At 60.4% G+C, this 22,197-nt stretch carries 24 protein-coding genes and 1 pseudogene; 13 read left to right on the top strand and 12 right to left on the bottom strand.

Annotation, left to right across the window (positions count from 1 at the left end; translation table 11 throughout):
* From X726_RS155105 to X726_RS155115, 3 genes are all read right to left on the bottom strand, one after another.
* Positions 1 to 1,323 carry an MFS transporter gene (locus tag X726_RS155105; RefSeq protein ID WP_023669878.1) on the bottom strand — a complete coding sequence of 441 codons (1,323 nt, stop codon included), beginning with the start codon at positions 1,321 to 1,323 and terminating at the stop codon, positions 1 to 3.
* 64 nt (positions 1,324 to 1,387) lie between these two features.
* On the bottom strand, positions 1,388 to 2,728 hold the full coding sequence (locus X726_RS155110; RefSeq protein WP_023669877.1) for a cation diffusion facilitator family transporter: 1,341 nt from the start codon (positions 2,726 to 2,728) through the stop codon (positions 1,388 to 1,390).
* 8 nt (positions 2,729 to 2,736) lie between these two features.
* Complete coding sequence (locus X726_RS155115) at positions 2,737 to 3,018, bottom strand: metal-sensing transcriptional repressor (protein WP_023669876.1); 282 nt, start codon at positions 3,016 to 3,018, stop codon at positions 2,737 to 2,739.
* A 104-nt stretch (positions 3,019 to 3,122) separates the two neighbouring features.
* On the opposite strand from X726_RS155115, the gene X726_RS1000000168065 reads away from it, so the two are divergent.
* From X726_RS1000000168065 to X726_RS155125, 3 genes are read left to right on the top strand one after another with little or no spacing between them, the layout of a single operon-like run.
* On the top strand, positions 3,123 to 3,512 hold the full coding sequence (locus tag X726_RS1000000168065; RefSeq protein ID WP_023696825.1) for a hypothetical protein: 390 nt from the start codon (positions 3,123 to 3,125) through the stop codon (positions 3,510 to 3,512).
* Between the two features lie 48 nt (positions 3,513 to 3,560).
* Positions 3,561 to 4,295, top strand: a complete 735-nt coding sequence (locus tag X726_RS155120; RefSeq protein ID WP_023713974.1) for a HupE/UreJ family protein — start codon at positions 3,561 to 3,563, stop codon at positions 4,293 to 4,295.
* Positions 4,296 to 4,328: 33 nt separating this feature from the next.
* The gene (locus X726_RS155125; RefSeq protein ID WP_023669873.1) at positions 4,329 to 4,976 is read left to right on the top strand and encodes a hypothetical protein; all 648 of its coding nucleotides are present in this window, start codon (positions 4,329 to 4,331) and stop codon (positions 4,974 to 4,976) included.
* 210 nt (positions 4,977 to 5,186) lie between these two features.
* On the opposite strand, the gene X726_RS0135120 is transcribed toward X726_RS155125, so the two are convergent.
* Positions 5,187 to 6,257 (bottom strand): NAD/NADP octopine/nopaline dehydrogenase family protein, encoded by a 1,071-nt coding sequence (locus X726_RS0135120; RefSeq protein ID WP_031197587.1) that lies wholly within the window; start codon positions 6,255 to 6,257, stop codon positions 5,187 to 5,189.
* Positions 6,258 to 6,488: 231 nt separating this feature from the next.
* Between X726_RS0135120 and X726_RS155130 the strand changes: the two genes are divergently transcribed.
* The 8 genes from X726_RS155130 (at position 6,489) to X726_RS155165 (ending at position 13,109) form a co-directional block, all read left to right on the top strand.
* Entirely contained in the window at positions 6,489 to 7,460 is a 972-nt protein-coding gene (locus X726_RS155130; protein ID WP_023669872.1) for a LysR family transcriptional regulator, read from the top strand.
* The gene (locus X726_RS155135; protein WP_023669871.1) at positions 7,457 to 8,926 is read left to right on the top strand and encodes an NAD(P)/FAD-dependent oxidoreductase; all 1,470 of its coding nucleotides are present in this window, start codon (positions 7,457 to 7,459) and stop codon (positions 8,924 to 8,926) included. Before X726_RS155130 ends, X726_RS155135 begins: the two co-directional genes overlap by 4 nt.
* Positions 8,923 to 9,405, top strand: a complete 483-nt coding sequence (locus tag X726_RS155140; RefSeq protein ID WP_023669870.1) for a hypothetical protein — start codon at positions 8,923 to 8,925, stop codon at positions 9,403 to 9,405. The genes X726_RS155135 and X726_RS155140 overlap by 4 nt, the downstream gene beginning before the upstream one ends.
* Positions 9,402 to 9,965, top strand: a complete 564-nt coding sequence (locus X726_RS155145) for a peroxidase-related enzyme (protein WP_023669869.1) — start codon at positions 9,402 to 9,404, stop codon at positions 9,963 to 9,965. The genes X726_RS155140 and X726_RS155145 overlap by 4 nt, the downstream gene beginning before the upstream one ends.
* Positions 9,966 to 10,022: 57 nt before the next feature.
* On the top strand, positions 10,023 to 10,763 hold the full coding sequence (locus tag X726_RS155150) for an amino acid ABC transporter ATP-binding protein (RefSeq protein WP_023669868.1): 741 nt from the start codon (positions 10,023 to 10,025) through the stop codon (positions 10,761 to 10,763).
* Between the two features lie 24 nt (positions 10,764 to 10,787).
* Positions 10,788 to 11,615: a transporter substrate-binding domain-containing protein gene (locus tag X726_RS155155; protein WP_023669867.1), complete on the top strand. Its 828-nt coding sequence runs from the start codon at positions 10,788 to 10,790 to the stop codon at positions 11,613 to 11,615.
* A 67-nt stretch (positions 11,616 to 11,682) separates the two neighbouring features.
* Positions 11,683 to 12,399 (top strand): amino acid ABC transporter permease, encoded by a 717-nt coding sequence (locus X726_RS155160; RefSeq protein WP_023669866.1) that lies wholly within the window; start codon positions 11,683 to 11,685, stop codon positions 12,397 to 12,399.
* A 17-nt stretch (positions 12,400 to 12,416) separates the two neighbouring features.
* Positions 12,417 to 13,109: an ABC transporter permease subunit gene (locus tag X726_RS155165; protein WP_023669865.1), complete on the top strand. Its 693-nt coding sequence runs from the start codon at positions 12,417 to 12,419 to the stop codon at positions 13,107 to 13,109.
* 275 nt (positions 13,110 to 13,384) lie between these two features.
* On the opposite strand, the gene X726_RS155170 is transcribed toward X726_RS155165, so the two are convergent.
* The 8 genes and pseudogenes from X726_RS155170 to X726_RS01000000166900 all read right to left on the bottom strand — a co-directional run bounded on the left by X726_RS155170 (position 13,385) and on the right by X726_RS01000000166900 (position 18,682).
* Positions 13,385 to 13,822, bottom strand: coding sequence for an ABC transporter ATP-binding protein (locus tag X726_RS155170; protein ID WP_050592897.1), 438 nt, complete (start codon positions 13,820 to 13,822; stop codon positions 13,385 to 13,387).
* Complete coding sequence (locus tag X726_RS155175) at positions 13,819 to 14,268, bottom strand: acyl-CoA thioesterase (protein WP_023669863.1); 450 nt, start codon at positions 14,266 to 14,268, stop codon at positions 13,819 to 13,821. The genes X726_RS155170 and X726_RS155175 overlap by 4 nt, the downstream gene beginning before the upstream one ends.
* Positions 14,265 to 14,363, bottom strand: a pseudogene (locus X726_RS1000000171660) (3-keto-5-aminohexanoate cleavage protein); the annotation flags it as partial. The pseudogene X726_RS1000000171660 and the gene X726_RS155175, both read right to left, overlap by 4 nt.
* Before the next feature lie 43 nt (positions 14,364 to 14,406).
* Complete coding sequence (locus X726_RS155180) at positions 14,407 to 15,342, bottom strand: 3-keto-5-aminohexanoate cleavage protein (protein ID WP_023669862.1); 936 nt, start codon at positions 15,340 to 15,342, stop codon at positions 14,407 to 14,409.
* Positions 15,343 to 15,373: 31 nt separating this feature from the next.
* Positions 15,374 to 16,480, bottom strand: a complete 1,107-nt coding sequence (locus X726_RS18245; protein ID WP_033001833.1) for an ABC transporter ATP-binding protein — start codon at positions 16,478 to 16,480, stop codon at positions 15,374 to 15,376.
* A complete protein-coding gene (locus X726_RS155185) occupies positions 16,480 to 16,911 on the bottom strand; it encodes an ATP-binding cassette domain-containing protein (RefSeq protein WP_023669860.1) in 432 nt (143 codons plus the stop codon). Before X726_RS155185 ends, X726_RS18245 begins: the two co-directional genes overlap by 1 nt.
* Positions 16,911 to 17,648 (bottom strand): GntR family transcriptional regulator, encoded by a 738-nt coding sequence (locus tag X726_RS0135110; RefSeq protein WP_023669859.1) that lies wholly within the window; start codon positions 17,646 to 17,648, stop codon positions 16,911 to 16,913. The genes X726_RS155185 and X726_RS0135110 overlap by 1 nt, the downstream gene beginning before the upstream one ends.
* Positions 17,648 to 18,682 carry an aminotransferase class III-fold pyridoxal phosphate-dependent enzyme gene (locus X726_RS01000000166900; RefSeq protein ID WP_198037311.1) on the bottom strand — a complete coding sequence of 345 codons (1,035 nt, stop codon included), beginning with the start codon at positions 18,680 to 18,682 and terminating at the stop codon, positions 17,648 to 17,650. Before X726_RS01000000166900 ends, X726_RS0135110 begins: the two co-directional genes overlap by 1 nt.
* Positions 18,683 to 18,785: 103 nt before the next feature.
* On the opposite strand from X726_RS01000000166900, the gene X726_RS1000000171090 reads away from it, so the two are divergent.
* Both X726_RS1000000171090 and X726_RS1000000168060 read left to right on the top strand, forming a co-directional pair.
* On the top strand, positions 18,786 to 19,139 hold the full coding sequence (locus X726_RS1000000171090) for a hypothetical protein (protein WP_198037309.1): 354 nt from the start codon (positions 18,786 to 18,788) through the stop codon (positions 19,137 to 19,139).
* Between the two features lie 267 nt (positions 19,140 to 19,406).
* Entirely contained in the window at positions 19,407 to 21,512 is a 2,106-nt protein-coding gene (locus X726_RS1000000168060) for an ABC transporter substrate-binding protein (RefSeq protein WP_156940641.1), read from the top strand.
* The last annotated feature ends 685 nt before the right edge of the window (positions 21,513 to 22,197 follow it).

The raw sequence follows: 22,197 nt of genomic DNA, 5'->3' as shown, positions 1-22,197 counted from the left end.
TCAGCTCGCTTTCGGCCATTTTGGGTGCCTATCGTTAACGACATAACCATGCGCATGCTCGAAGCCTGCTTCGGTCCAGACGGCGTCCTCGAGGTGCGAATGCCCGTCAGACAGATCGTCATGGGCGTGGCTGAGAACGTCGGGATCGTGACGCGGCCACAACCACATCGCGGCAAAGAGTGCCGCGGCGCCAATGACGCCAAGCAGGATAAAGGTGAAGGGCAGGCCCATCGCCGCGCCGACGAGTCCGGCGATCGGATAGGTGATGAGCCAGCAGGCGTGCGAAAGCGCGAATTGCGCGGCAAACAATGCCGGCCGGTCGACGGGATCGGCCGAGCGCTTGATCAGCCGCCCAGACGGGGTCTGCGCCAGCGAATAGCCGAGCCCGAGCACGAACCAGAGCGGCAAGAGCAGCTGATAGCTGATGGCAAACGGCCCTGCGAACACGCCGGCAACCAGCAGGCCGGCGCCTGACAACATCGCAACCCGATCCGGGATGCCGTCCAGCAGCCGCGGCAGGACCAGCGCCGCGATCATCGAGCCGCCACCGAAGGCGGCAAGGGCAAATGCCGTGTCGCTCTGGGAGAGGTCGAATTTTGCCTGCACCAGGACCACCGTGTTGACGATCACCATGGCGCTGGCCGCCGCGACGGCAAGATTAAGGGCCAGCAAACCGCGCAAACGCGGCGTCGTCAGATAGATGCGGATCCCGCCCGTCGTGCGTTCATAGATGCCGCGCGGCTCGGAGGGCTGCGGGCTGGGCAGCACCACGGAGACGACCAGCGCCGCTGACGCCAGGAACCCGACAACCGTGCCGGCGAACAGGCTATGGAAGCTTATGACCGAAAGCAGCGCCGCCGCGAGGAGGGGGCTGACGACGCTTTCCAGGTCGTAGGCCAGTCGCGAGAGCGACAAGGCCCGTGTGTAGTCCTTCTCTTCGGGCAGCACGTCAGGGATCGAAGCCTGGAAGGTCGGGGTGAAGCCGGCTGACGCCGACTGCAGGATGAAGATGAGAAGATATATCTGCCAGACTTCGGTGACGAAGGGCAGGAATACGGCAACCCCTGCCCTGATGAGGTCGAGCGAAACCAGCATGGTACGGCGTGGTAGGCGCTCGGCGAACGCGGCGGCAACGGGCGCCACGCCGACATAGGCGATCATCTTGATGGCAAGCGCCGTGCCGAGCACCGCGCCGGCATCGGCGCCGGCAAGGTCATAGGCCAGCAGCCCGAGCGCCACGGTGGCAAGGCCAGTGCCAATCAGGGCGATGACCTGGGCCAGGAAAAGATGGCGATAAGTGCGATTGGCAAGGACTTGCAGCATATGTCTGTCTTCTTGGAGGAGCGATGGGTCGTTGATCCGTGGCGATTGAATGGCGGGCCTGATCTCAGTGATGGTGGCCTTCCGGCTCGACCATTTTGAACGGCAGCACCTGCTCGCGACCCTTCGCGGCCAAGACCAGCCTCGCCTGGAACTCATGCGGCTCAGCAGGAGCCACGGTGCTCTCAAGGCGATGATGGTTGTCGGCGATGGGTTCGAGGCGAAGCGTCTCCGGCCCGCCAGGCCTATCGATGATCACCGTTGCCATCAGATCGTCGGCATGCCGGTCGATGGTCAGCCGCATCCGCTCGCCAGCCGGCGTGTCGACGATTTCCAATGTCCCGGCAGCCAGATCGCAGTCGACCTTGAAGGGCTCCGGCGCATGATGACCATGTGAGTGAGAGGGTTCCGTGCCCGTCGCGGCAGACCCGGCCGAACTCTCCAGACGAACATTCGCTTCAGCCAACGCCGGCAAGTGGGCGAACAGTTCCTCCTTGAGGGCTTCGGTGACGCCCATCACGTCCTTGGCCGTCGCCGCGTCGGCGACACTGATGGCGACGTCGGCATGCAGGCGATGGCCGATCCAGCGCGCCTGCACGCTTTGGACACGTTCGATACCGGACACATGCTCGGCGGCATGATGGATTTCATCGACGATGCCGAGCTCGACACCGTCGAGCATGCGCGTGAGGACTGCCTTCGAAGACTGCCAGACGATCGCGAAGATGGCCACCGTGATCAAGAGCCCGATGATCGGATCGGCCAGCGGAAACCCCAGCCATACGCCGATAGCACCCAGCACAACCGCCAGACTGGTAAAGCCGTCGGTGCGCGCATGGTAGCCGTCGGCGATCAGCGCCGCGCTGTTGATCTCGCGGCCGACCCGGATACGGAACACTGCAACGGCCTCGTTGCCTAAGAAACCTATAATGCCGGCTATGGCGACCCAGCCAAGAAATGCGATCGGCTGCGGATTGATCAACCGGTCGATCGCCTCGTAGCCGGCAACGATGGCGCTGAACAAGATGATGAGGACAATCAGAATGCCGGCCAGATCTTCGACGCGACCCAGCCCGTAGGTGAACGTCTTGCTCGGTTTGCGACGGGCCAGCATGAAGGCGACCCACAATGGGATGGCGGTGACCGCGTCGCCGACATTGTGGATCGTGTCGGCCAGCAGCGCCACGCTGCCGGAGAGGAACACAACCACCAACTGCAGCGCCGCCGTGATGGCCAGAACGACGAATGACCATTTAATCGCCCAGATGCCGCGCGTCGTCGTGGCGATCGTCGGGTCGATGACGCCATGCGTGTGGCCATGGCCGCCCTCGCCGTGATCATGTCCGTGGCCGCCCATGCCTTGCGTCATCGGGCCGAACCCGAACCAATCGCGAACTTTGTCCATCATGGCGCTTCTCACAGGTACTTGGTGATATCCTTGAACTCGTCGATCGAGCGGCGCTGCTCGAGCGCCAGCGGTCCGACGACGTCTTCAAGGCAGTGGTTGAGGTGGTCCTGGATCAGCGTCTTCTTGGCCTGGGCGATGGCCTTCTCCACGGCATGAAGTTGCTGGGCGATGTCGAGGCACGGTCGCCCGGCCTCGATCATCTCGACGATCCCGCGCAGATGGCCGTCGGCGCGCTTCAGCCGCTTGATGATGGCAGGATGGGTTTCGTGGACGTGGGGACGCTCATTCATGCCCTTGATGCTATCCCCCCCGAGAGGATATTCCAAGCCTCAAAGTGGCCTCGATTCTGGTGCATGCCACCATTCGTTAGGATTTTAGAGAATAATCGTTAAGCATGCCGAATTGGATCCCTAGCACAGCCTTTCGTCTCATCGTCGCGTTCGCGATGACTCTCGGCGTGCTGCTCTCCCCAGTGGGTAGTTCGGCCTCGCATAGCCCGATTGCGCTCGCTGCCGCCGAGGCAGCGCGTCACGCAGAGCTGACAGCACAGATCGGAAAACACGGCCACAGCCATGACGATGGCGAAGCCGATGAGCAGAGCTTTGGTCATACCCACGGCCACAATCCGGCCGACCACACCCATGAAACGGCGAGCACGCTTCCGGGCTTCGCGCAGCCAGCACCGCCGATAGGCCGGAGCTGGCTGGTTTACCCGCCTTCGTTTGCCGACCTAGAAATCCGTTTCCGGCTTGAGCGCCCTCCCAGGCAGATCGTCATCGCATGATCGCGGCCGCACGCGCGGCCATCCTCAACGACGACGATTGGAATTCTCATGCAAGGATCCTTCTACAAGGGTCCGCCACGCACGCCTTGCGCGCGCTGGCGGTTTGCCCTTCCTGTGCTCATTGCTCTCCTGACCCTCCCATTGCTTGGGTGGACTGCCCTCGCCCATGCCGTTGCCGAAGGCGACAAGGGCTATATCCAGGAGATCACGGGCATCAATCTGCTGCCCTTCATCTATCTCGGCGCCAAGCACATGGTGACGGGATACGACCACGTCCTGTTCCTGTTCGGCGTGATCTTCTTCCTCTACCGGATGAAGCACATTGGCATCTATGTGAGCCTGTTCGCGCTCGGCCATTCCACGACCATGCTGCTTGGCGTCTATTTCAACGTTGGCATCAACAGCTACATCATCGACGCGATCATCGGCCTGTCGGTCGTCTACAAGGCGCTCGACAATATGGGTGCCTTCCAGAGGTGGCTCGGCTTCCAGCCGAACACCAAGATCGCGACGCTGATCTTCGGCTTTTTCCACGGCTTCGGCCTGTCGACGAAGATCATCGAATACAACATCTCGCCCGACGGGCTCGTGCCCAACCTACTTGCCTTCAACGTCGGCGTTGAGGTCGGTCAGCTTCTGGCGCTCGCTGCTATCCTTATCGTCATGGGCTACTGGCGCCGGACCGACAGTTTCTGGCGCCACGCATACACCGCCAACACCATCATGATGACCGCCGGGTTTGTGCTGATCGGCTATCAACTCACCGGCTGGGTCGTCTCCTGAACCTCCAGTAAAGATCAAAAAAGGAATTCTCCCATGTACAACACAGACATCCCGACCCGCGCTGAACTGCCGACATCCATGCAGCTCCTCCGATCTACCCTCATCGCCATTGTCGCGGCAGCGGCCATCCTTGTGACCATCGTGCTGCCGGCCGAATACGCCATCGATCCCACCGGCGTTGGGCGAGCGCTCGAGCTCACCGAGATGGGCGAGATCAAGACACAACTCGCCGAAGAGGCCGAGCAAGACCGCCTTCGCGAATTGCAAAACGGCACGCCGACCGCAGTGCCAGGCCAAGATCAGCAGTCGAGTCTTCTGGAGCGCGTCTTCGCTGAACTGGTGATTGGTTCCGCCTCTGCCCAGGAACTGCGGACGGACGAAATGTCGGTCACCCTCAAGCCCGGCGAAGGAGCTGAGATCAAGCTCGTCATGGCCAAGGGCGCAAAGGCAAACTACTCTTGGACAGCCAATGGCGCGGCGGTGAACTTCGACACCCATGGTGACGGCGGCGGCGAAAACATCTCATACGAGAAGGGACGCGGTGCTGCAGAGGACGAGGGCGTACTTGAGGCAGCCTTTGACGGCAATCACGGTTGGTTCTGGCGCAACCGCACCGGTGCCGACGTCACCGTGACGCTGAAGACGAATGGCGCGTACACCGACATCAAACGCATGATGTGATCGATACGGCACGTCTTATCCGGCGCCGTTTGGCGCCGGGGGAGATCAAGCAGGTGAAATAGCCAACTCGGACCAACACAGTTTGATAATATCCAACCTGTGTTGGTCCCCTTCGGATGTCGTTGGTTAGAATCAGCTCGCAATGATGTAACAGGAGCGTCGCGCTAGCTTCCTCAAAGCGTAATCACGCCGCATTGGCCGCGAGCGCGCTCAAAACCCCTTGCGGCAAAGGGCTTCAAGATCCGTCTTTGTCATGTTCTCGATGCCGAGCCCAGGAAGAATATCATTATCTCCCTTGAGATCCCGGCCATAAGCCGCCGACAATATGGAAATTCCGGATTCATGGAGAACCGCCGGATTTCCGCTGATCTTCCCCAGGACTGCGGTTGGTAACAGGCCGAACGGAACGTCCTCGAGAATATAGCGGCTCTCGATAGTCGTCGGGCCAAAGCCGCCACGACCTTGGCGATCCATCTCCAGGTTCATTTCCGAAACGGTGCTCATGGGGACGTGGAACGACAATGAAAAATGTTCCTGGACGGTACGAACCGCGATACCGAAATTGCCAGCTATGGCCAATCGTTCGGCATCCAGAGCCTCGATGAAGCGACCAACGGCAGGAGTGACATTTCCCCCCTGGCTCCATCGCTCGGCCCTCTCCATTCGTGTGAGATTGAGAAGGGCAATTCCCAGATGGTTCTGCGGATTGAGGTTGCTGAGCGCAATTGCCAGCAGACCATCGCGCTTGACGAAACGATCGCCGAACAAGGCCGTGCAAAGCTTGTACCCTTGATCGAGCGCATCGAAAGGCAGCGTCGCAACATCAAGCTTCTGGCGAATGGAAGTGACCTGGACTTCTGTTGGTCCGAGCTGGCGGCCGGTCAAGAGCGTTGTGCCCCAAACGACGATCGGCAACCTGACCTTGCGCTCGGCTAACCGCTTGGAGAGATACAGCGCGCCGAACGAACTGTGCGAACTGACGATGACAGGAATACCATCTGCCAGGTGAGGGACCGCGGCATCCATCACCATCTTGTGGCCGTAAGCGGGAAGCGCGATCACCACCACATCCGCGTGATCGATGGCATCTTTACAATCATTGGCAATACGCACCGGCACCGTCGCCTCGATATCCCCCGTCGCCTTCAATAATTCGCCAGTCGCCAACGTTCTGGTGCGGTCTCCCGACGGTGACCAAAGTGTTGGCGTATGTCCCGATTGTGCCAAATAGGCCGCAAGGCCATAGGCAATTGCTCCAGCGCCCAGAATACTCACGCGCATAACATTCCTCCTGTCGCCGGCTTTATGGTTCGAGAATCCTTGCCGTCCCCGCCTACAAGTTTTTTCATCGGGAGGATCCGAATTGAAGTCACGTCGGTTGCCATCAGCCGTTTCGATCAGGACTCCGGCTCTGAGCCGGCAAACGCCGCAACGACTATTAGTTTCCGCTTGACATATATCAAAAATGAATGAGACGATGTCAATCATACGAATTACGCATGTAGGGAGAACATGGAAACCCGGGACCTTCAGACCTTCCTTGCGGTTGCTGCCAGCGGCAGCATCACCAAGGCGGCTGACATGCTCGGGCGTTCCCAACCTTCGGTGACACGCACCATTCAGGAGCTCGAGGCCGAACTTGGCTTCGAATTGCTGCATCGGATCGGTCGACGGGTGCAGCTGTCTGAAGAGGGTGTCGCATTCGAGGAGGAAGCGCGGCGATTGTTGATGTCTTTCACCGAACTTGCAGCGCGGGCCAAGATGATCGCCGCCGGCCGTGGGCGGATCCTGCAGATTGTCACAACCTCCGCGATCGGCACCGGCTTGATCCCGGCGGCCCTGGCCGAGCTCAAGGGTGTCGAGCTTCCGCACGAGACGCATCTCGGGCAGTTTCTTCCCTCGATCGTCGCCCAGGAAGTGCGCAGCGGACGTGCCGAGATCGGGTTTTCAAGCCTGCCGCTCGATACGCCCGGTCTGGATGTCCTACGGCTCTATTCGGCGCCTGATGTTGCTGCCGTGCGGGAGGACGATGCGCTGGCTGAACTTGATGTCATACCGCTTTCGGCTTTTGCGGGTCGTCGCGTGGCTACGTTGCTCAATCCGCTGCGGTTTCAGTTGCATGTCGCCAAGGCACTCGCTGCCCGGGGCATCGACACCGGCCCGGTGATCCGGACCAATACTGCCTACGGCGCGTTGCAGATCGTGCGCCATACTGGTGTCGCGGCCGTCATCGATCCCCTCACGGCCTATGGCGTCGCCCTGCCTGGGGTCGTCATTCGCCCGATCGATGTAACCGTTCTCTTTTATTGGGGCGTTGTGGCTGCCTCAAAACGTCCCCTTCGCCCAGTCGCGCAGGCGCTGATGGATGCGGTCGAAGCGGTGGCTGAACGGTCGATCGTCGGTTTCAAGAAGCTCGATCCAGCTTTGGCCAGCCAATTGGTGAACGATCCCGCGTCGGGCACAAATAACGGAACTGGAATATGAAGCATACTCCCACCCCGGCAGCATCGACGGGCCTTGCCGCGTTGGAAGCCCAGCTTGCGCAGGATCTCGACTTTGTCGAGCTGCCCGCCAAGCCCTGGGTCCCCACACGCATGCATGAGGGCGCCCCGGTCCGTGATGTCGTGGTCATTGGCGCTGGCATGTGCGGACTTGCTGCCACGGCAAAGCTGGTGCTGGCAGGGATCACCAATGTCGTCGCCTATGATGCGGCGCCGGCTGGGCTCGAAGGACCGTGGATAACGTTTGCCCGCATGCAAACACTCCGGTCGCCGAAGACCCTGCACGGTCCGTCGCTCGGCTTGCCGCAATTGACGTTCCGCGCCTGGTTCACGGCGCAATGGGGCGTCGACGCCTGGCGGTCGCTGGACAAAATCCCCAAGGGCCAGTGGATGGATTACCTGGTCTGGTACCGCAAGGTTCTTGCTCTGCCTGTGCGCAACGGCGTGCGCATGACCGGCGTCGCACCGGTTGGTGATCTGATTGCGATCGATATCGAAGGCGCGGAATCCGGCCGGGTTCTCACCCGTCATCTCGTTCTGGCCACCGGCCGCTCTGGTCTGGGCGGTTTTGCCGTGCCCGATTTCCTCAGGGGCATCGATCGCGCTTATTGGGCCCATTCTGCGGACGAGATCGATTTCGACGCGCTGCAAGGTAAGCGTGTGGCGGTCATCGGCGCCGGTGCCTCGTCCATGGACAATGCCGCAACCGCACTCGAGGCGGGCGCCGGATCTGTGGACATGTTGATCCGGCGCAAGGAAATGCCGCGCATCAACAAGCTGACCGGAATCGGCAGTCCGGGTGTTGTACTCGGCATGCATCAATTGCCCGATGCCTGGAAGTGGAAGTTCTTCGACTACACCGCCTCAACCCAGACGCCGCCGCCGCGTTCATCGACGCTTCGCGTTTCTCGCCACCCCAATGCCCGGTTCTTTCTCGACTGCGGCATCGTCGCGGTCACGGAAGATGCGGGAGGCCTGCTTATCGAAACCACCCAGGGGCTGATGCGCTACGACTTCCTGATCGCGGCAACCGGCTTTTCAAACGACTTCAACGGCCGCCCGGAATTTGCAGCCATCGCGCCACATATCCGCACCTGGTCGGATGGCCGATATACACCGGACATGGGGCCGGCGCGTGCAGGCATGTCCGATGCACCGGACCTAGGTCCCGCCTTCGAGTTTCGTGAGCGCGTCCCCGGCTCCTGCCCGATGCTGTCGCATATCCACTGCTTCAACGACGCCGCCATGCTGACGCACGGCAAGGTCTCCGGTGATATCCCAGCCGTCAGCGCGGGTGCCGACCGTTTGGTCCGCGGCATTGCCGCATCGCTGTTTGCCGAAGATGTCGAAACCCACTTCGCCAACCTGATCGCTTACGACACGCCCGAACTTCTGGGCGACGAATGGGTCGATTCAACACCCTTGTTGGAGAAGGAGGCCGCGCTGTGATCGACGCAATGGACAAGGCCGCCGGTCTATCACCGCACGATGCGCTTTTCAGCGCGCGTCGGTTTCGGCCTGAATTCGTGCTGGGGGCCGAGGAATGTCGCCTCTCCGTCCTGCAGCCAGCAAACGACCAAGGGCTTGCGCCTAATTTGCGGGTTGCTCTGGCCCGTCGCATGGCCGCTCTGAATGCCGATCCGGTCCTGATGGCCGAATTTGATGTGCAGCTGGCTCAGCTCGATCCGACTGAGCAGCTTCTGGCCTTAGCCCAGGGGGAAACGGATTTGGAAGAGCCATTGGCGACCATCGCACGTCATGTGGACCTGATTACGCTGACACCGAAAAAGGCGGAAGCGGGCCACATCGCCCTGCTCGCCCAAGCTGGATTGAACAATCCTCAGATCGTCGCCCTTTCCGAGCTCATCGCCTTCGTCAATTTCCAGACGCGGGTGGCAACCGGCCTGCGATTGTTGAGGACGGCATGATTTCCGCGGTGCGCCTGAAGCCATTGAATTGGCATCCGTACATAGCGCCGGTCGAGCTATCCGAGGCCACGCCGGAACAGCTTGAAGCGATGAAGGTCACGCCATCAGCCAAGAAAGTTTCGGAATATGTGCGCACCCTTGCGCATGACCCTGAGAGCTACCTTGCCCGCACCATCTTGTTCAACGCCATCATGTATGTCGAAGGCGGGCTTGCCCGCCCTGACCGCGAGCTTGGTGCATTAGGTGCGTCCATCGTCAATGGCTGCAAATTCTGCGCCGTTGTTCACGCCCGCAGGCATGCAGAGCTGACCAAGAACGACGAAGTGGTCACCGCGCTCTATCTCGATAAACCTGAAGCGCTCGGCCCACGCGATGCGGCAATCTACAGTTTTGCCCGCCGCCTGTCGGCGGCCCCGTCGGAAGCGACGGCAGACGATATCGCCGCGCTTCGATCAGTCGGCATGGACGACCGCGAGATTATCGACCTGATCCACGCCATATCGATCTTCGGCTGGGCAAACCGGCTGATGCACGTTCTCGGCCATGCGGAGAGCGGGTGATGATGTCGCATGCGGTCGAAGCAGTCCGTCTCACACTTTCCGAAGGGACAACCAGCAATGCTTGAACTCAAAGATGTAAAGCTGTCTTACGGAAGCACGCAGGTTCTGAACGGCGTCAATCTCTCGGTAAAGCGGGGTGACGTGGTTTCGATCATCGGCCCCAGCGGCACCGGCAAGACCACGTTGCTGAAATGCATCAACTACCTGGCCAAGCCGTCGTCAGGAACCATCGCGTTCGATCAGATCCGGATGGATTACCAGCGTGCCGACAAGGTCGCTGTCCAGGCGATCCGGTTGCGAACGGCGATGGTCTTTCAACAATTCAACGTCTTCAAGAACATGACGGTCCTGCAGAACGTGATGGATCCACTGGTCGTCGTGCAGCGCAAGTCCGCGGACGAGGCGCGGGAGATCGCCTTGCGGGAGCTCGAGCGGGTCGGCCTCACCCCGAAGCGAGACAGCTATCCCTCCCAACTGTCGGGCGGCCAGCTCCAGCGCACCGGCATTGCGCGCGCCCTGGCAGTTCGTCCCGACGTGATACTCTTCGATGAGCCTACGTCATCGCTGGATCCAGAACTCGTCGGTGAAGTCCTGAAGGTGATCAAGGACGTCACCTCGTCAGGGATCACTTCGCTGCTTGTGACCCACGAGATGCAATTCGCAAGGAACATCTCCAACCGGATCGTCTTCATGGACCGTGGCGTGGTCGCCGCCGATGGCAGCCCGGCTGATATCTTCGACGCGCCTTCCAGCCCACGACTTGCTCAATTCCTGCAGTCAGAACTCGCTTTTCAATAATCCAACAACAAGGGAACCTAAGAAATGTCTGTAATCACATCCCGCTTTTCCCGTCGTCATGCCCTGGCTGTCGTCGGCGGCATCGCAATAGCCCTTGCAACCGCAGGAGTCAGTTATGGTCAGACCGTTCGGACAATCAAGATCGCGACGTCTGCCGAATCCAAGCCGCTGGCATGGGGCGCGATCGGCGTCGAGCCGCAAGGCTATGAGCCCGATCTCCTGAGGGCGATCAACGCAAAGCTGCCGCAATACAAGTTCGAGATGGAAGGTGTCTCTGACATCGCGCAGGAAACTGGCCTCGCCACGGGCAAGTACGACATCGCGGTGGGTGGCTACTACAAGTCGCCCGAGCGCTCCAAGCAGTTCTTCATTCCGGAAAATCCCATGGGCGCCAGCCTGATGAAGATCTACAGCAAGAAAGACAGCGGCATCAAGGAAATGAAAGACCTGGTCGGCAAGAGGATCGTTCCGACCACGGCCGGCGGTGGAACCTACAAGTTCATCATGAACTGGCAGAAAGAAAACCCGCAATACAAGCTCGATGTCACGGCATCGAGTGCAGGCATTCCCTACCCGAACCGGCTGGACGAAGTTCAGAACGGCAAGTTCGACGCTCTCGTCTTGCCGTCCAATCTCGGTGAGCAGACCGTCATCGAGCAAAAGAAACTCGATATCGTGGCGTCCGAACCAGTGTTCAGCAACAACACCTACATGCTGATCCACAGATCAGACGAGAACAAGGTTCTGGCTGACGATGTGAACAAGGTTCTCAAGGAATTGAAAGACGACGGCACGATCGAGAAGCTCTCGCAGAAGTGGTTCGGCGAGGGCATCGTCCAGTACATGAAATAGCACGGCCGTTGAGGGCCATATTCGCTAGTCAGCGGCAAGGCTGAATTGCAAGAAGGAGCGTTTCAAAGTGGATGTATCTGCTATGATTCCCGAGTTGCTAACGGCACTGCCGCTGACGCTCGCCATCACGTTTACGGCCCTCATTTCCGGGTTCTGTCTGGCTCTCATCGCGACAACACTCCGTGTTCGCAGGGTGCCACTGATCAGTCACCTGGTGGACCTCTACGTGTCCTATGCCCGGAGCGTTCCTGTCGTCCTGCAGCTGTTCGTCGCGTTTTATGGGCTTCCGCTGTTGGTGATCCTGTTCGGCGCCAAAGATTTTATTTCGCCGACGATGGCTGCCATGGTGGGGTTGAGCCTCTACCATGGAGGATATCTGTCGGAAGTCATGCGGCCTGCATATCTTGCCGTCGATCGCGGCCAGCACGATGCGGCCGATAGCCTTGGATATACGTTCCGGCAGAAAATTACTCGCGTCGTCGGCCCGCAAGGGGTGCACTTCGCACTACCGGGCTACGGGAACTCCGTCATCTACCTGATCCATAACGTTGCGCTGGTCATGTACATCGGCGCCGCCGACGTCATGGCGACTGCGCATTTGATCATGGAGCGCGACTACAACCAGTTCCAGTTCGAAACCTACCTCGTCCTGGCGGTCATCTATTCGCTGATGTGCCTGGTCGCATGGCTCATCGTGCGCTTCTTCGAGCTTCGATCACCGATGCAAGCGCCAGAGGCAACGACAACAACTCAGATCAAGAACGAGCTCCTCGCGAGCGTCTGACGTAAGGGTATTCAACCATGTTTGATACCGATATTTTGCTCCAGGACACGCAGGAAATTCTGAGTGCCGTACCCGTGACCGTTGGAATGGCACTCTTGATTTTCGTCCTGTCGACGATAGTCGGCAGCATATTCGCGCTGATCGAATACAGACGGGTGCCGGTTCTGCGAGAGCTCATCATGACTTACAAGATCGTCTTCAAGGGCGTTCCAATGGTCATCGTGATTTTCCTCGCCTATTTCGGTCTGCCGCCCGCATTCCAGTTCCTGTTCTCGTTGCTCGGGATCAACTTCAACGCTCACGAAACCCCCAATTGGGTCATTCTTGTCGTTGCGATTACCGGCTGTGTCGCCGCGTTCCAATCCGAGATTATCAAGGGAGCCCTGAATGCATTCGACACCGGTCAGTCGGACGCGGCCCATTCGCTCGGCTATACGGGCGGCCAACTGTTTCGACGTATCCTGTTTCCCCAGGTGGCCCTCACGGCAATTCCCGACCTGACGACTTCGATGATGGTCATCATGAAGGCGCTTTCTCTCGGATTCGCCATCGAGGTCGTCGATATCTTCGCCCAGTCCCAGCTGACCGCCGCCCTGAACTACTACTACCTCGAAGCCTTCGTGATTGCCGTCGTGATCTACATGGTGATTGCCTATATCGTCACACAGATTGCCGACAGGCTGGAGCAGGCGTTGAGGGTGCGGACGTGAGGCGAATGTGGGATAGAATCGTCAAGCTTCGGATATCGAGCCGCACCTGGGAGGCAATTCTTTCGGGGATGAAAAGCTTGAGGAAACCCAAGTAGCCGATGCATGTACCGCTGAATGCCGACTGAAGCACCGATCGCGCCGACGCAACGTTGCGACTGTGCCGACCAGAGGAATCCGGTCTCCGGCTACTGGCATGGAGATCCCCAAGCCGTATTCGGCGCCGCGAGTACGCATCAATATTGGAGAACCTGGGCCTCTCCGTCTCCCACGCCGGTTTATCCGACTTGTCTCACGTCGTATTCCTGCAGGATACCCGCTTTGATCCGACCAGCGAAATGACAACTTGCGAGATTCGATTCCGACAAGCTGTTGACCGGAGGCGATGTCTCACAAACACTTTGCACGGCAGGGCAGCGCGTACGAAAACGGCATCCGGTCGGCGGATTCACAGGGCTTGGCACATCTCCCTTTAGAATGATCCGCTGACGTTCGCGCTCCTCAACTGGATTTGTCGACGGGACCGCGCTGAGCAGCGCCTGTGTATACGGATGTGCGGGCTGGCTATAGAGCGCGCCGCTCTCACCTTCTTCCATGACGCGGCCGAGATACATCACGTAGACGCGCTGTGCGGCCTGGCGAACGATGGCCAGATCGTGCGCAATGAGAAGACATGACATTCCGAAATCATCGCGCAGCTTCAGAAACAGGTTCATGATCTGCGCTCTGACCACGCATGCGCATCGGCTTCACCCCTCGGGAGATTTGCGCTCGCTTGTCGGGCCTTGCCTTCGATCTCGATCTTGCTCCGCGCTTGAAGATCGAAGCGCACCGTTACGGTGCGCATGCGTGCATGCAGCACATCGTCCAGCGTGCCGCGCATTTCATGCAGATAGGTCAGAGACGACTTCCCAACCTTTTCGACAACCGAGCGAATGGTGACCAAGGTTCCAACCGCGGTTTCGTGCGCATAGTCGATCTCCATCCTGACGTCCGCCCAGCCGAGAGTCGGCGTTAGATTGGGAGCGGCAATCCTGCCCAGCAGTTGAAAGCTGGCATCATCGAACATGGCGACGTAGTGACGAACGTTGAGATGGCCCATCGCGTCGCACATCCAAGGGTGCACGACGCCGACATAGGTTTCAATGCCGGGCGCGGTCAAAACCCGACCTCGTTGCCACCCTTGAGATCCAGCAGCTGCCGCGCCTCTTCGGGCGTCGCTATTTCAAGCGAGAGTTCGCCAAGGATTCGCTTGATAGACCAGGGCGCTGCCCTTGNTAGGTTTCAATGCCGGGCGCGGTCAAAACCCGACCTCGTTGCCACCCTTGAGATCCAGCAGCTGCCGCGCCTCTTCGGGCGTCGCTATTTCAAGCGAGAGTTCGCCAAGGATTCGCTTGATCTTGGCGACCTGCTCGGCATTGCTCTTGGCAAGCGCNCCCTTGCCGACATAGAGACTGTCTTCCAGCCCAACCCGCACATTGCCGCCCATGATCGCTCCCATCGTGCAAAGGTTCATCTGATGCTTGCCGGCGGCAAGGATCGACCAGAGATAGTCGTCTCCGAACAGTCGCTCCGCCGTCCTGCGCATATGCATCATGTCTTCGGGGTCAGAGCCGATTCCACCTAGAAGTCCGAAGATCGTCTGGACGAAAAGCGGTGGCTTCAGCAGCTTGCGGTCGAGAAAGTGCGCCAGCGTGTAGAGGTGACTGACGTCATAGCACTCGAACTCGAACTTGGTGCCGTAGGCCTGGCCAACCTCGAGGATGATGCGCTCGATCTGCTCGAACGTGTTGGAGACGATGCCCTTCTTCGTGTCTTCCAGGTAGCCCTTCTCCCAGTCGTACTTCCAGTCGGTGTATTTCGGCGCGATGTGGTGCAGGGCGAAATTCATCGATCCCATGTTGAGCGAGCAGAGTTCGGGCTTGGCGGCATGGGCGGCTTCGAGACGTTCGTCGAGCGTCATCTTGAGGCCGCCGCCGGTGGAGATGTTCATCACTGCGTTGGTTTGCTGCTTGATGCGGGGCAGGAAGTCCATGAAAAGCCTGGGATCGGGGGTGGGTTTGCCCGTCTCGGGGTCGCGGGCATGTAGATGGATTACCGAGGCGCCAGCTTCGGCTGCGCCGACAGCGGCATCGACGATCTCGCTCGGCGTTATCGGCAAATAGGGACTCATGGTCGGCGTGTGGATCGATCCGGTGACCGCACAGGTGATGACGACTTTCGGCGATTTCTTCATAGCTGGAGCCTCCCTTGTCTGCCTTTTGTTGTTATCGATCGAGCGCGAGGCAATCCTCGCGGCCACAACCCAGCCGGATCGCCGTACCCGGATCGAGCTTCGGTTGAGACGATGAAGTGGCTAGCTTGACGATGAGTTTCTGGCCGCTCGCGGTCGCGGCGATGAGCCGGACATGATCGCCGACATAGATTGACTGAACGACCGTCGCCGGAATCTCGTTGAGTGCCGTGACGCCGTCCTGCAGAACGGACAGGCGCTCGGGCCTTATCGACAGCGTTATCTTGGTGCCCGCGGCAAGCGCAGCGCCGCAGGACATGGCGTTCAACACAACGCCGCCGTCGTCGAGACGGACGGATACGCCGCCATCCTCGCTCCCGGCCAGCACGGCGCCGAACATGCGGTTGTTCTCACCGATGAAGCTTGCGACAAAGCTCGCCGCGGGACGCTCGTACAGTTCGCGCGGCGTCGACAGTTGCTCGATGCGGCCGGCGCTGAACACCGCGATCCGGTCCGACATGGTTAGCGCTTCGGTCTGGTCGTGCGTGACGTAGACGAAGGTCACGCCCAGCCGGGCGTGAATATCCTTGATCTCGAACTGCATCTGCTCGCGCAGCTGCTTGTCGAGGGCGCCAAGCGGTTCGTCCATCAAGACAAGATTTGGTTCGAAAATTAGGGCGCGGGCAACCGCCACACGTTGTTGCTGCCCGCCCGAAAGCTGCGCTGGCCGCCTATTGCCGAATTCGGGCAACTGGACCATGTCGAGAACGTTCCCGACACGTCGCCTGACCTCCTCGCGGCCAAGTTTGCGGACCTCGAGCGGGAAAGCCAGATTTTCGGCGACCGTCATGTGCGGGAAAAGCGCGTAGTTCTGGAACACCATGCCGATGCCGCGACGATTGGCGGGAACGTTATCGATGCGCTGACCGTCAATGAGAATTTCGCCCTCAGTCGTATCTTCGAATCCTGCCAGCATCATCAACGCCGTCGTCTTGCCGGACCCGGAAGGGCCTAGCAGCGTCAGGAATTCGCCGCGCATGATTTCCAGGTCGAGCTGGCGCACCGCCTGGACCGCATGCCCGTAGCGCTTGCTGACGCCGCGAAACTCGACGTGAACCGGCCCACGCGGAGATCCGCCCATCACCGCGGCTGCGCCTTCGGATCACGGCGTACCGAGGCCGGGCGCTTGCGAGCAGGCTGCGCCTCAGCCGCCGCCGCGGCGCGAAGAATGATGTCGGCGGCCTCGCGCAGATCGGCCACCAGGGCCTNGGCGACCGTCATGTGCGGGAAAAGCGCGTAGTTCTGGAACACCATGCCGATGCCGCGACGATTGGCGGGAACGTTGTCGATGCGCTGACCGTCAATGAGAATTTCGCCCTCGGTCGTATCTTCGAATCCTGCCAGCATCATCAACGCCGTCGTCTTGCCGGACCCGGAAGGGCCTAGCAGCGTCAGGAATTCGCCGCGCATGATTTCCAGGTCGAGCTGGCGCACCGCTTGGACCGCATGTCCGTAGCGCTTGCTGACGCCGCGAAACTCGACGTGAACCGGCCCACGCGGAGATCCGCCCATCACCGCGCCTGCGCCTTCGGATCACGGCGCACCGAAGTCGGGCGCTTTCGAGCAGGCTGCACCTCAGCCGCCGCCGCGGCGCGAAGAATGATGTCGGCGGCCTCGCGCAGATCGGCCACCAGGGCCTTGCGCGCAGCCGCGCCATCGGCGCGACGCAGCGCCGCGAGCATTTCGTCGTGATGGTCCAGGCCCAGGCCGTAGGTCACGTCCGAGCGGACGATGTTCAAGAACGGTCCTGCCTGCAGCCACAATTTCTCGATGATCTGCTGGATGAGAGGTGACCGCGCGGCATGGTACATCGTGAAATGGAAGCGCCTGTTCAGGCCGAGATAGTTAGCCATGACGTTGCTCTCGACGCACTCGCGCATCAGCCTGTTCAGCTTCGCCAATTCATCGAGTTCTTCGGGCGTGATGGTCGTCGCAGCCCATTCGGCCGCCGTCCCTTCTACGCTGCAGCGCACACGCACGAGATCCGAAAGACGCGCCACCGTGGCCTCGGGGACGATGACGCCCCGGTTTGGGTGGTCGAACATCGCCTCGTCGCTGACGAGTTGCCGCAAGGCCTCGCGCACCGGCATGGCGCTGGTCCGGTACTGTTCGGCAAGCTGTCGCACGACCAGTCTTTGGCCGGGCAGGAAGTCACCGTTCATCAGTGCTTCCTTCAAGCCCGTATGGACACGAACATGAGCTGTCTTTTGCGCGGCCGAGCCAGCGGTGGCATCCTTGCGATCGAGCATCAGTTTGTCCGGCGGGGCAGTATTTTGAGGTTGCTCGACAGGAAATCGTCGAATGCGGCGGCGAAGCCGTCGAGTTCGGCGTCGCCAAATGGCAGTGACAACGCCAGCATGCCGCGCGGCGTCACGTAGTACCCTCGCAACAGCATCTCGATATGCCACAGCGCAATCACCGATGGATCGGCATCGTCGAGCCGCGCCGGCGTGTCCACCGGCCCCCTGACGAAATGCAGGTTCATCAACGACCCGCGCCCTATGACGATCCCCTCGATGCCATGTCGTTCAAGGGAGACGTTCATCGCTTCACGCAAGCGATCGCCGCGCGCATTGATGGCGCGGCTCGCCTCTTGTGTCAGCACCTGCGTCAGACCGGTGAAACCAGCAGCCATGCTGAGAATATTGTTGTTGAACGTCCCACCATGCGAGAACGCACCAGGCAAAGCCGGATCGAAGCGGTCGACGAGGTCGGCGCGTCCACCGAATGCGCCAAAACTCGCACCGCCGCCGATGTACTTTCCGAGCGTCACGAAATCGGGAAAAATTTCATGCGCGCCATGGAGCGCTCGATAGTCGAGGCGCGAGGTCATGACCTCGTCGAAGATCAGCAGCGCGCCGGTCTCCTTCGTCGCTGTGCGCAGCGCCTGCAGGAACTCGCGGGTCGCCGGGATGCAGCCGCCGCCGCCCATCATCGGCTCGACGATGACGGCGGCAAGCTCGTCGCCCTGTTCCTTGATGAGCGCCACGGCGCCTGCACTATCGTTGTAGTCGGCGAAGACAAAGGGGAAAGGCAAATTGAGCGGTGAGCCGCCATGCGCAAAAGTCAGTACGCCGCCGTGATAGCCTTCCCGGAAGGCGAGTATTTTCGAACGCTTCGTGATGGCGCGAGCGGCGGAAATCGCCATGATGTTCGCCTCGGTGCCCGAGTTGCAGAAGCGCACGCGCTCGATGGCTGGAAAACGTTCGACCACCGCCGCTGCCAGGCGCGCCTCGTAGCGGTTGGGTGCACCCAGCATGATGCCGCCCTGTATGACGTCCACAAGGGCCGCCGAAATCGCCTTGTCGGANGTAGCGGTTGGGTGCACCCAGCATGATGCCGCCCTGTATGACGTCCACAAGGGCCGCCGAAATCGCCTTGTCGGAATGGCCGTAGAAGCCGGCGCTGTATTCCGAGACCAGATCGACATAGGTGTGGCCGTCGAGATCGGTGACCCTGCAGCCCTCGCCGGAGACGAACGAAACAGGGAATGGCGGGTACCAAAGTACAGCCCTCGTATTGCCGCCCGGCAACGATGCCGCGGCCTCGTTCTGACGCGCCAGGCTGTTCGGGTTGGCGTCAGCGAAACACTGTCGCGCCTCGTCCAGAACAGCAGCGAGACTGACATTGGCGCGCACGTCTCTAGTGCCTTGCAGCATTCGATCAAATCCCCTTATCTTTTTAACTTTTTTGCACCCTATCGCAAATTCCTGTTGCTAATCAATCCATTTTGCGTTTGAAATTTGATCAAATCNAAGTACAGCCCTCGTATTGCCGCCCGGCAACGATGCCGCGGCCTCGTTCTGACGCGCCAGGCTGTTCGGGTTGGTGTCAGCGAAACGCTGTCGCGCCTCGTCAAGAACAGCAGCGAGACTGACATTGGCGCGCACGTCTCTAGTGCCTAGCAGCATTCGATCAAATCTCCTTGTCTTTTTAACTTTTTTGCACCCTATCGCAAATTCCTGTTGCTAATCAATCCATTTTGCGTTTGAAATTTGATCAAATCNATGAGGACTTATCTGCAAGCCGTATCTGCCGCCGCGATCTGCCTCGCGACCTCGACTTTTGCCGCGTCCGCGGCCGATCCCGTCACGGTGGTCGGCTGGGGTGGTACATGGGACAAGGCCTACAAGGATGGAGTCTGGGACAAGTATACCGAAAAGACGGGCGTCCCGATCATTATGGAAGAGTGGGGCGGCGAGGTCGCCAAGGTGCGTGCCCAGGTGCAGGCGGGCAACATTACCTACGACGTCGTCTCGGTGGAAGCGCCCGCCATGGAAGTCGGCTGCGCCGAAGGCCTGTTCGTCCCGCTGACGCCCGAGATCACCGGCGACGCGGCGAATTATCTCCCAGGCACCCTGCATGAATGCGGTGTCGCGTCCGACACATGGGCAACGGTTCTTGCCTACAACACGGATGTCTATAAGGGCGACGCCGCGCCAAAGAGTTGGGCGGACTTCTGGAACGTCGAGAAATTTCCAGGAAAGCGCGGCCTCTACCAGCAAGCGCAGTTCACACTGGAAAATGCGCTGATGGCCGACGGCGTGAAACGCGAGGACATGTACAAGGTGCTGGCCACGCCGGAAGGCGTCGACCGGGCTTTCGCCATGCTCGACAAGATCAAGCCGAACGTCGTCTGGTGGTCCACCACGACGCAGGGCATCCAGAACCTNGACAGCGGCGAAGTGACGCTCAGCGACGCGTTCAATGCACGCATCACCAACGAAGCCATCAACGAGAAGAAGCCTTACGCCATCGCATGGGACGCCGGCTTCTTCTACGGCACCGACTACTGGGCCGTGGTGAAGGGCGCACCGCACCAGCAAGGCGGGCTGGATCTCCTCAAGTGGTTCTCCATCCCTGAAAATCAGGCCGGCTTCTCCAAGCTCTATGCCTATGGCACCGGCCGCAAGGAAGCCGCCGACCTCATTCCCGCGGACTNCAGGCCGGCTTCTCCAAGCTCTATGCCTATGGCACCGGCCGCAAGGAAGCCGCCGACCTCATTCCCGCGGACTGGAAGGCCAACCTGCCGACGTCGCCGGAGCACCTCCAGTACGGCGCCGCCTATGACAACGACTTCTGGACCGAGCACAAGGAAGCGCTGGAAGAACGCTTCAAGGCCTGGCTCGCGAAGTAACTTGGGCATGTTGGTCGGGACAAAACCGGCTATGAAGCGACGCCAACGGGGCGGCATGCTCGCCCTGTTGACGGCTCCGCTTATATTATTCGTCGTCATTCTGTTTCTGTGGCCGGTGGCGCGCTTCCTGGCTCTGGCCGTCGACAACTCGGATTTCTCGAACAACCTGCCGCGCACAATTGCCGCTCTGGCCGGCTGGAAAGCAGAGAGCGGCCTGCCTGGCGAACCCGTCTTTGCAGCACTCGTCGAGNGCCGACGTCGCCGGAGCACCTCCAGTACGGCGCCGCCTATGACAACGACTTCTGGACCGAGCACAAGGAAGCGTTGGAAGAACGCTTCAAGGCCTGGCTCGCGAAGTAACTTGGGCATGTTGGTCGGGACAAAACCGGCTATGAAGCTACGCCAACGGGGCGGCATGCTCGCCCTGTTGACGGCTCCGCTTATATTATTCGTCGTCATTCTGTTTCTGTGGCCGGTGGCGCGCTTCCTCGCTCTGGCCGTCGACAACTCGGATTTCTCGAACAACCTGCCGCGCACCATTGCCGCTCTGGCCGGCTGGAAAGCAGAGAGCGGCCTGCCTGGCGAACCCGTCTTTGCAGCACTCGTCGAGGACCTGGCCGACGCGCGGCGCGCCGGGAAGGAAGGCGTCCTGGCGCAACTCGTGAACCAGCGCGTCGTCGGTAGTCGTTTCCTCGTCATCAAGACGGCAAAGGACGCGGCCGACGGCAAGCTCGGCATGCGCCCCGTGCGCGACGAGGTGGTCGCCAAACAGGCCGGCTGGAAAAACATCGATCTCTGGCAGGTCATAGCGCGTCAGCAAAGCGCGCGAACGGACTATTATCTGCTTGCGAGCCTCGACCTGAAGCGCGGCGCGTTCATCTATGGGCAGCCCGAGNGTCGAGGACCTGGCCGACGCGCGGCGCGCCGGGAAGGAAGGCGTCCTGGCGCAACTCGTGAACCAGCGCGTTGTCGGTAGCCGTTTCCTCGTCATCAAGACGGCAAAGGATGCGGCCGACGGCAAGCTCGGCATGCGCCCCGTGCGCGACGAGGTGCTCGCCAAACAGGTCGGCTGGAAAAACATCGATCTCTGGCAGGTCATAGCGCGTCAGCAAAGCGCGCGAACGGACTATTATCTGCTTGCGAGCCTCGACCTGAAGCGCGGCGCGGACAATTCGATCGAAGCCGTTTCGGCCGACCGCGCCATCTTCGTCGACGCGCTGCTGCGTACGATCTGGATCAGCATNAATTCGATCGAAGCCGTTTCGGCCGACCGCGCCATCTTCGTCGACGCGCTGCTGCGTACGATCTGGATCAGCATGGTGGTGACGGTCATCTGCGCGGTGCTCGCCGTGCCGCTGGCGCAGGCGATCGTCAGCGCGCCGCCTGCCTGGTCGAAGCTGATGTTCGCGCTGATCCTGTTTCCGCTCTGGACATCGCTGCTGGTGCGCACCGTCATCTGGATCATCGTGCTGCAGAAGAACGGTCCCGTGAATTCCACACTGCTCGGATTGGGTATCGTCAGCGAACCCCTCGACCTCATCTACACCCGCTTTTCGCTGTACCTGGCGATGGTTCAGGTTCTGCTGCCCATGATGGTCCTCTCCGTCGTCGCCGTCATGCGGCGGGTTCCGACCACCTACATGCGCGCGGCGCTGTCGCTG

Source organism: Mesorhizobium sp. LSJC285A00 (assembly GCF_000503155.1).
Classification (GTDB): Bacteria; Pseudomonadota; Alphaproteobacteria; order Rhizobiales; family Rhizobiaceae; genus Mesorhizobium.
The sequence above is the reverse complement of the archived record's forward strand: the minus strand, read 5'-3'. Positions and strand labels throughout refer to the sequence as shown.